Origin of the sequence: Streptomyces sp. NPDC007095, assembly GCF_040634475.1 — a bacterium.
GTDB lineage: Bacteria > Actinomycetota > Actinomycetes > Streptomycetales > Streptomycetaceae > Streptomyces.
Genome location: NZ_JBEYFS010000349.1, coordinates 1 through 8,174, shown reverse-complemented (window position 1 = coordinate 8,174; position 8,174 = coordinate 1). Strand labels below are relative to the sequence as shown.

Here is an 8,174-nt window from a genome sequence, read left to right as displayed (position 1 = left end):
ACCGTCCGGTCATTCTGTTCGACAACACAGGCGTCGCAAGCTCCAGTGGCCAGACCCCGGACACCGTGGAAGCGCAGGCCGATGACGCGGCGGCGTTCATCCAGGCGCTGGGCCTGACCCGCGTCGACATCCTCGGCTTCTCCATCGCCGGCTATGTCGCGCAGGCCCTCGCACTCCGCCACCGCGAACTGGTCCGCAGGCTCGTTCTCGCCGGCACCAAGCCCCGAGCCGGCGACGATACGGACCGGCACCCCGACGTGAACGATGTCGCCACCCGGCATGAAGTGCTGACTCTCGACGACTTCCGGTTCCTCTTCTTCGAACCCACACCGACCAGCCAGGCCGCCGGTGAAAGGTTCTGGGAGCGTCGCCACCAGCGCACCACCGACGTGGACCCGCCGATGTCCCGGCAGACCATGCAGGCGCAGACATCCGCGATCGTCGATTGGAAGCGCCCGCACGGCGAGCCCTTCGCCGAGCTTCGGACGATCACTCAACCGACCCTGGTGGTCAACGGCCGACGCGATGTCATGGTCCCCACCATCAACTCCTACCACCTGGCCCAGCACATCCCCGGCGCCCAGCTCATCGTCTACCCCGACTCCGGCCACGCCTCGCTGTTCCAGTACCCGGATCCGGCACCAGATCGCCTCCCGGGCGGTGGTGATCGCCACCGGCGTCACCGAGGACGGCGGCCGGGAGGTCCTCGGCGTGATGGTCGGGGACAGTGAAACCGAGGCATTCTGGACGAGTTCCTGCGTCACCTGCGTGAACGTGGCCTCGGCGGGGTCCGTCTGGTCATCGCCGACCACCACAGCGGCCTGGCCGCCGCGATCCGCAAGGTGATGATCGGCGCCGCCTACCAAAGATGCAGGGTCCACTTCCTCCGGAACGTCTTCGGCGTGATCCCGAAGGACGCCGGTGAGATGGTCGCCGCGACGATCCGCACGATCTTCGCCCAGCCCGGCCAGACTGCGGTCAGGGCCCAGGTCGACACCGTCGCCGACATGTTCGGCGGCCAGTTCCCCAGGGTCAAACAGATGCTGCTGGAAGCGAAGGACGACCTGACCGCGTTCGCAGTCTTCCCGGAGCGGCACTGGAAGAAGATCCAGTCGACCAACCCGCTGGAGCGGATCAACCGGGAGATCAAACGCCGCACCGACGCGTCCAGGTCTTCCCCAACGACGACGCCCTGCTCCGGCTGGTCACCGCCGTGCTCTTCGAGATGCACGACGAATGGATCGCCTTCCCTCGCCGCTACCTGCCCGAAGGCAGCATGGACCAGCTCTATCCCGAACTCCCCGAAAGCGCCCCGGCGCTGGCCAATACCCCGAACACGCCTACCAGTTGATCGCCTACACCATCACGCGGGACACGACCCGCTCTCGCCCTGGCGGTCGGTCGCCCACGTCCATGACCTGCTCATGCACACCAGCGTCCTGCAGCACCGCGACCGGCACCTCCTGCTGTTCGAACGCCGCCTGCCCGAATGGCTCGACAGCATCAAGAACCTCGAACACCGTCAGCTCCTGAACCGCTTCGCCACCTGGCACATCCTGCGCAAGCTCCGGACCACCGCCGCCAAGCGGCCCCTCGGCCCCGGGGCCGTCAAAACCGCCCGCACCCAGCTCATCCAGGCAGCCGCCTTCCTCACCTGGCTCGCCGAACGGGACTGCGCCGTCGGCGAGTGCACCCAGGCCGACCTCGACGCCTGGTTCGCCCAGGACGCCACCGCCCGCCGCGTCGTCCAAGCGTTCCTGCGCTGGAGCATGGACCACCAGGTCATGCCGCGGTTGAAAGTCCCCACGATCCGCACGGAGAACCCGGCCCCGATCAGCCAGCACCACCGCATCGCTCTAATCCGCAAGATCATGACCCGCGACGATCTCCCGCTCATGGAACGGATCGGGGCAGCCCTGATCCTCCTCTATGCCCAGCCCGTCCGTCGGCTCGTCCGGCTCACCGTCCACGATGTCCAGCACGACGGCTACCAGGTCGCGCTCCTCCTCGGCGACCCGCCCACACCGGTTCCCGAGCCCTTTGCCGAGCTATTGCTCGGCTACATACGTGACGGACGCCCGAATCGGCCAGGCGGCATTCTTCCCGCCAGCGACTGGCTCTTCCCCGGACGCCGGGCCGGACAGCCCATGGACCCCGCCACCCTCGGCAAGCGGCTGACCACCGCAGGAGTCCCCACCCTCCACGGCCGGACCGCCACCCTGCGGCAACTCGTCCTCCAGGCGCCGCCCTCGGTCGTTGCGGGGATGCTCGGCTATCACGCCGTTCACACCGAGGCCGTGGCCGCGCAGGCCGGAGGCACCTGGAAGAAGTACCTCCCGGCGACCACGCGCGCTGAAGCAGTCATCTCCTTGGAACTACGCGTCAGGCGAACGGCCCCTCCTCCAAGGAGACCTCATCCCACAGTGGTGACCATGCTGAACCGAGTAGCCGTACTGTCCGACATTCACGGAGTCCTGCCCGCCCTGGAGGCCGTGCTCGCCGAACCAGAGGTGAGTGCCGCCGATCGCATCGTGCTCACCGGCGACATCACCGCCGGTCCGCAACCGACCCAGGTCCTCGACCGACTGACCTCTCTCGGCGACCGCGTCGTCTGGATCAGCGGCAACGCCGACCGTGAACTCCTCGAATACCGCCGCGGCCAACGCGACTCGATCCCCGATCCGATCGCTCCTTGGGCCGCCGAACAACTACGCGAAGACCACATCGACCTTCTCGGCCAGCTGCCGCAATCACGCTCTCTGCCAGTACACGGCCTGGGAAAGGTGCTGTTCTGTCACGCCACCCCTCGGGACGATGAAGAGGTCGTTCTGGTCGACTCACGCCTCGACCGTTGGCGAGAAGTCCTCAGCGGGCTTGACACCGACATCCGCACGGTGGTCTGCGGGCACACACACATGCCGTTCGTCCGCCTCGCCCACGGCCGACTTGTGATCAACCCCGGCAGCATCGGCATGCCCTACGGACGGGCCGGCGCCCACTGGGCGCTCCTGGGCCCCGGCGTCGAACTACGCTCCACAGCCTTCGACATCGAGGCAGCCATCACCCAGGTCACCCAGGACTCCTCATACCCTGAAATCGCCGAGTGGGCCGACTACTTCCTCCACACGCGAGCAACCGACGCAGACGCTCTCGAAGCCTTCGCCCCTCGGGACGGACACAGTCACGCACCGTGACATTGTGCGCCCATCAATGGCCGCACACCCCAGAATTCCGACTACTCGATCAACGACTCATACCAGTATCATGCCCCAACCCGCCACATCATCGGTGAACACGGGGCCGTACCGGTCGGCGCTGATCTCATGCACCCGCTTAGCCAGCAGCTGTGCACCCTCCTCGTCGGCATCAGAGGACCGCTCGCCACCTTGCCGCGCACCAGCCGAGTTACAGAACGTCACGGATCAAGAGGAAGCACAACAGCTTCTTAGCTTGTTCTTTATGGTGTGAGTCGGTTTCGTTCGGTGATGCTCTCGGGTCGTTTCACGGTCTTGCCCACGTCGTAGTGGGTGGCGGGCCGCCGGTTCTTCGAGCCAAGTGGCCGTCCCGGGCCGGGTGTTGAGGGTTTTGGTGCACGGGCCGGGCAGTGCAGGTGCGGGCGGAGGTTCCGAAACCCCCGGCGGACTCGGGCCGGGGTGAGCCGGCCGGGCTCGGCGGGCTTCTCCCACGGCCGCCGCAGGTCGGCGGTTGCCCCGCGCAGGAGGCGGATCTGGGTGTGCGCGGCGATGATCAGCCAGGTCCAGCGCTCGCCGGCCTCGGGGGTTCGCAGCCTCGGACGGGTCCAGCCGAGGGTCTGTTTCATCAGCCTGAAGAGGTGCTCGATGTCGAACCTGCGCAGAAACGCCTGCCAGCGCACGTCGACGTCCTCGCTGTCCAGGCCGGTGGCGGACGACCAGAGCCAGAGCGGGAGCGGGTCGCCTCCGCCGGGCAGGCGGTCGACCTGGAGGCGGATCAACGTGCCTTCGATGATGGGGAGTTCGCCGGTGTGATCGATCCAGGCGGAGCGGGTGGTCAGGCGGGGGTGGATGCGGTCCCAGGCCATCGCGTGGGTGGTGCCGTACCGGTCGGTGACCTGCGTCGTGGCCGCGTCCGGCTCACCCCAGGTGTCCGGCTTGGCGAAGCGGAACTCCTTGCCGTGCTTCGGCGGTCGCCCGCCCTGGGGATAGGCCAGGGCGTACTCCTTGAGCGTGGGCGTCGGCCGTCGCATGACGCGGTCGGAGCGCATCCGTCCGAGTACTTCGACCGGGAGGCCGGTCAGGAGGTGGGCCATGCGCGGGGCGTCGTAGCCGGCGTCGAAGACGATGAGGATGTTGCGGTCGCCGGCGTGCCAGCGGCCCATCTCGATCAGGTCCTCGACCACACGGCGGAGCTGGGCGGCGGTGACCTCGGCGACGTCGTCCTCGGGGCCGAGACGGACGGCGTCCAGGAGCTGGCACCAGGACGTCCGGCCCGATTCGAGGGCGGCGACGAAGGAGTACGGCCAGCCGGGGATGAACTGGTCCGAGGACCGTCCGCTGCGACCGTAGACGTGGCAGAACAGGCGGTCCGCGCTGGTCGGCGCGTCGGGGCGGAGCCAGTTGCTGACGTCGACCGCCAGGACCAGGCGGCCGTCGGCGGCCTGCGGCATCGGCAGGCCGGCCAGCACCTGCCGCAGCCGGGGCACGTCCACGTTCCCGCAGTTCAGCGCCTCGTACATCGCGCCGTGCCCGCGCCGGTGCTCGGCCACCAGCGTCAGGTCCACCGGCGAGGTCACCGGCCCGTCCGCGCACAGCAACGCGTCCGTGAGGTCGAACAGTTCGTTCCCGCGCGCGGTCAGACAGTCGAATAAGTCCTCCCGGAAGCGTGACGCTTGCGCGAACGCCTCCGCCGGAACAGCATCAGGCAGCAGACTCACCTTCACGGCCTTCGTACTGGTCAAGTGCCTCTTTGGTCGGAGCACATGATCGTGCGGAGGCCGCCCGCACGTCCGCCGAACAGCGGAAGCAGAGATCAAGTTCGAGTGCCGTTCGGACGCTGGTAAGCAGGTCAGGCGGCAACCAGTGAGGCGTGGATCCGGCTGACGGCACGCAGGATCTCGTCTCGGTTCTTCGCCCTCTTGATCCATGCCGGAAGACGGGCCACCAAGGTCATCTTCTGTCCGGTGTCGTACCAGGGCGCTCGTTCCCGCAGCGACGCCTGGACGAAACGACGGATCAAGTCGAGATGTTCGAGGTTGTACGCCCACAACCACCCGTGCCGGGTCTCGACCTGGAGCCACAGCGGCATACCGAAGTACGGATCCGTCGCTGGTTGAGCTGTGCGGGCAGAGAGCGTGACAAGGCGGCCGCTCCACACCCGCGACAGTCCGCAGCCATGACAGACCAGGCGCCGCGGCGTGAACAGAATCCGCCCCCCAGGACTGGCGTCTTCGGGCGCCGGAACGACACGGGCGGCCTTCTCACAACCGGGGCACCGCACCATGATCAAGGTGATGAAGTCGTACTCGGTGCTGCGCGGGTCCCGGAACCGAGCAGAGAACGTGGCCATGCGGTGAGTATGCAACTGCCTTGCAGAACAGCGCATCCCGATTCGACCGCTCATGCTCAGGCCCGCCAGCCACCCTGCCAGGGCCAGACGGAGGTTAAAGAACAAGCTTAGCCCGGGATCTGCGCACGTACTTCGACTTTCTGTGGTTCGCGCGAGGCCAGCGTGACTGGCGCGACGCGTCCATGGATGACCGGGCGGCGTACGAGTGGTGGCGTCGTCGCGACGAGCGTGGACCTCGTCTGTAAGACACGAGCTGGGACCGGGAGGTGTCCACGGTCAACGGGCCCACGGAACCGCCGCGACGGGTGGAGGAGCTGCGGGTGCGTCACCTGGAGCGGTACCTGATGTCGACGCGGCAGACGTGCGGGGAGAAGTCAGCCCGCCGGAACCTGTACGAGGAGGCCATCCGCCAGCTGACCCTCGAAAACGACGCCCTGCGCAGCGGCGGCACCGTTCTTCCACTGCCTACCGCAGCACGCCCGCGCCGTCCTGAATCCGACACCGCCCCCGGGAGGCGTCTGGCGTGCGAAGGGACGCTGGGCGTGGCGCGCAGCCAACTACCGATGATCAACTGTTCATCAAGCCGTGCGTGCCGGCGGCATCCCGGCTCCCGCCCTTGTCGCGTCGGTGCCCCAGCTGGCCAGCAGTCGTAGTGCCTCCGCCGACGGGGAACCGGGTTCGGCGTGGTACGTCACCAGCATCCGTTCGTGGGCGTCGGCCTGGTGGAACGACTCGAGGCGGAGGTCGAGTTCGCCGACGAGCGGGTGGTGCAGGCGCTGGATGCCGTGGCACTTCTCCTTGACGTCGTGGGTGGCCCACAGCCGCCTGAACTCCTCGCTCTTCACGGAGAGTTCGCCCACCAGAGCGGACAGCCGGGGGTCGTCCGGATGGGAGCCGGCGTCCATGCGCAGCTGAGAGACGACGTCGTTCGCTTTGTGCTCCCAGTCCACGAACAGGTCGCGGTACTCGGGCCTCAGGAACACCAGCCGCGCCCAGTTCCGCTCGTGCGCCGGCAGCTCGACCCAGTCGCCGAAGACCGCCGCGGCCATCCGGTTCCAGGCGAGGATGTCCGAGCGCCGCCCCACGAGGATCGCCGGGACGCCGTCCATGGTGTCCAGCAGCGTCCGCAGGGGGCCCCGCACCTGCTGGGTGCGGCCGGCCGGCTTCTTCTTGTGCTGTTTCGGCTTCGCCAGGTGCGTGAGGTGGGCGTGCTCGGCGTCGCTCAGCCGCAGCGCGCGGGCGATGGCGTCGAGGATCTCCGCCGACACGTGCCGCCCGTTGCCCTGCTCCAGCCGCGTGTAATAGGCCACCGACACTCCGGCCAGCTGCGCCAGCTCCTCGCGGCGCAGCCCCGGCACCCGCCGGTACCGTCCGAAGTCCGGCAGGCCCACGTCCTCCGGCTTCAGCCGGGCCCGCCGGGTGCGCAGGAACTCGCTGAGCTCGGCACGCGGGTCCAGCGCGCCGGCGGCGGGCTCGTGCACCGGTTCGAGGTATTCGTCCATGCCTCGAGTATCCACGGCCGGACGCACACCAGCCTGACCCAGCCAGTGGTAGGCATCGCGGGCATACGCAAAGCCGTGACCTGGGTGAATACCGGATCGTCCAGCACGCTCGGACCGTGCCCGGCTGGAAGGCAGCCGGGGCGTGGCTTGCATCAAGAACGGAGCACACCCCATGACCGCAACACAGGGGACCGAGTCGAGGACGCACCAGAGCGAAACGGCCGCGGAGGTGGTGGGCCGCCTTCGTGCGACGTTCAACGCCGGCGTCACCCGCGGACTGGACTGGCGCGTCAACCAGCTGCAGCGGCTGCGGGCCCTGCTGGTCGAGAACGAGCAGGAGCTGATCGAAGCGCTCTGGGCGGACCTGCGGAAGAACCCCGCCGAGGCGAAGACGCAGGAGATCGACTTCACTGTCGCCGACATCGACGAGACGCTGGCGAATCTGGAGAGCTGGCTTCAGCCTCGCCCGGTGGAGGTTCCCGCCCACTTCGGTCCCACGACCACGGCCTACACCACGTACGACCCGCTCGGGGTCGTCCTGGTGATCGCTCCCTGGAATTTCCCGCTGCACCTTCTCATCGACCCCATCATCGGCGCACTGGCCGCCGGAAACACCGTGGTGGCCAAGCCGAGCGAGATCTCGGTGCACACCTCGGCGGTCGCTTCACGCCTGCTGCGAGAGTACTTCGACCCTGACGTGCTCACCGTGGTCGAGGGGGGCGCCGAGGAGACCAAGGCCCTCCTGGCACAGCGCTTCGACCACATCTTCTACACCGGCAACGGCACCGTCGGCCGGATCGTCATGGCCGCAGCCGCCAAGAACCTCACTCCCGTCACGCTCGAACTCGGAGGCAAGTCGCCGGTCTTCGTGGCGCCCGACGCCGATGTGGAGGAGACCGCCAAGCGGCTGGTGGGCGCCAAGTTCGGCAACGCCGGTCAGCAGTGCATAGCCCCCGACTATGTTCTGGCCGATCCTGCGACCGCTGCCGCACTGGTTCCCGCCCTGCGTGCGGCGGTCGAAGCTCAGTTCGGCACCAGCCCGCAGACCGCGGCCGACTTCGGCCGGATCATCAACGAGCGGCATTTCGACCGGCTCACGCGGCTGTTGGATTCCGGCCGGGCGGCGGT

The 8,174-nt window shown here is 68.0% G+C and carries 7 protein-coding genes and 1 pseudogene; 5 read left to right on the top strand and 3 right to left on the bottom strand.

Annotated elements, in window-relative coordinates; all coding sequences use genetic code 11:
• The 4 genes and pseudogenes from ABZ656_RS54225 to ABZ656_RS54210 all read left to right on the top strand — a co-directional run.
• Nucleotides 1–731: alpha/beta hydrolase (locus ABZ656_RS54225; RefSeq protein ID WP_360279594.1), on the top strand; the 731-nt coding region annotated here is incomplete at its 5' end.
• Nucleotides 661–1,186: pseudogene (locus ABZ656_RS54220) on the top strand (transposase); the annotation flags it as partial. The gene ABZ656_RS54225 and the pseudogene ABZ656_RS54220, both read left to right, overlap by 71 nt.
• A gap of 39 nt (nt 1,187–1,225) precedes the next feature.
• Complete coding sequence (locus ABZ656_RS54215; RefSeq protein WP_360279600.1) at nt 1,226–1,351, top strand: hypothetical protein; 126 nt, start codon at nt 1,226–1,228, stop codon at nt 1,349–1,351.
• A 1,081-nt stretch (nt 1,352–2,432) separates the two neighbouring features.
• Nucleotides 2,433–3,194 (top strand): metallophosphoesterase family protein, encoded by a 762-nt coding sequence (locus tag ABZ656_RS54210; protein ID WP_101404083.1) that lies wholly within the window; start codon nt 2,433–2,435, stop codon nt 3,192–3,194.
• Nucleotides 3,195–3,457: 263 nt separating this feature from the next.
• On the opposite strand, the gene ABZ656_RS54205 is transcribed toward ABZ656_RS54210, so the two are convergent.
• From ABZ656_RS54205 to ABZ656_RS54195, 3 genes are all read right to left on the bottom strand, one after another.
• Nucleotides 3,458–4,912, bottom strand: coding sequence for an NF041680 family putative transposase (locus ABZ656_RS54205; RefSeq protein ID WP_360279597.1), 1,455 nt, complete (start codon nt 4,910–4,912; stop codon nt 3,458–3,460).
• Nucleotides 4,913–5,043: 131 nt separating this feature from the next.
• Complete coding sequence (locus ABZ656_RS54200; RefSeq protein WP_360279591.1) at nt 5,044–5,544, bottom strand: hypothetical protein; 501 nt, start codon at nt 5,542–5,544, stop codon at nt 5,044–5,046.
• 578 nt (nt 5,545–6,122) lie between these two features.
• Complete coding sequence (locus ABZ656_RS54195) at nt 6,123–7,046, bottom strand: helix-turn-helix transcriptional regulator (RefSeq protein WP_360279588.1); 924 nt, start codon at nt 7,044–7,046, stop codon at nt 6,123–6,125.
• Between the two features lie 172 nt (nt 7,047–7,218).
• On the opposite strand from ABZ656_RS54195, the gene ABZ656_RS54190 reads away from it, so the two are divergent.
• A partial coding sequence (locus ABZ656_RS54190) for an aldehyde dehydrogenase family protein (RefSeq protein ID WP_360279585.1) occupies nt 7,219–8,174 on the top strand: 956 nt, incomplete at its 3' end.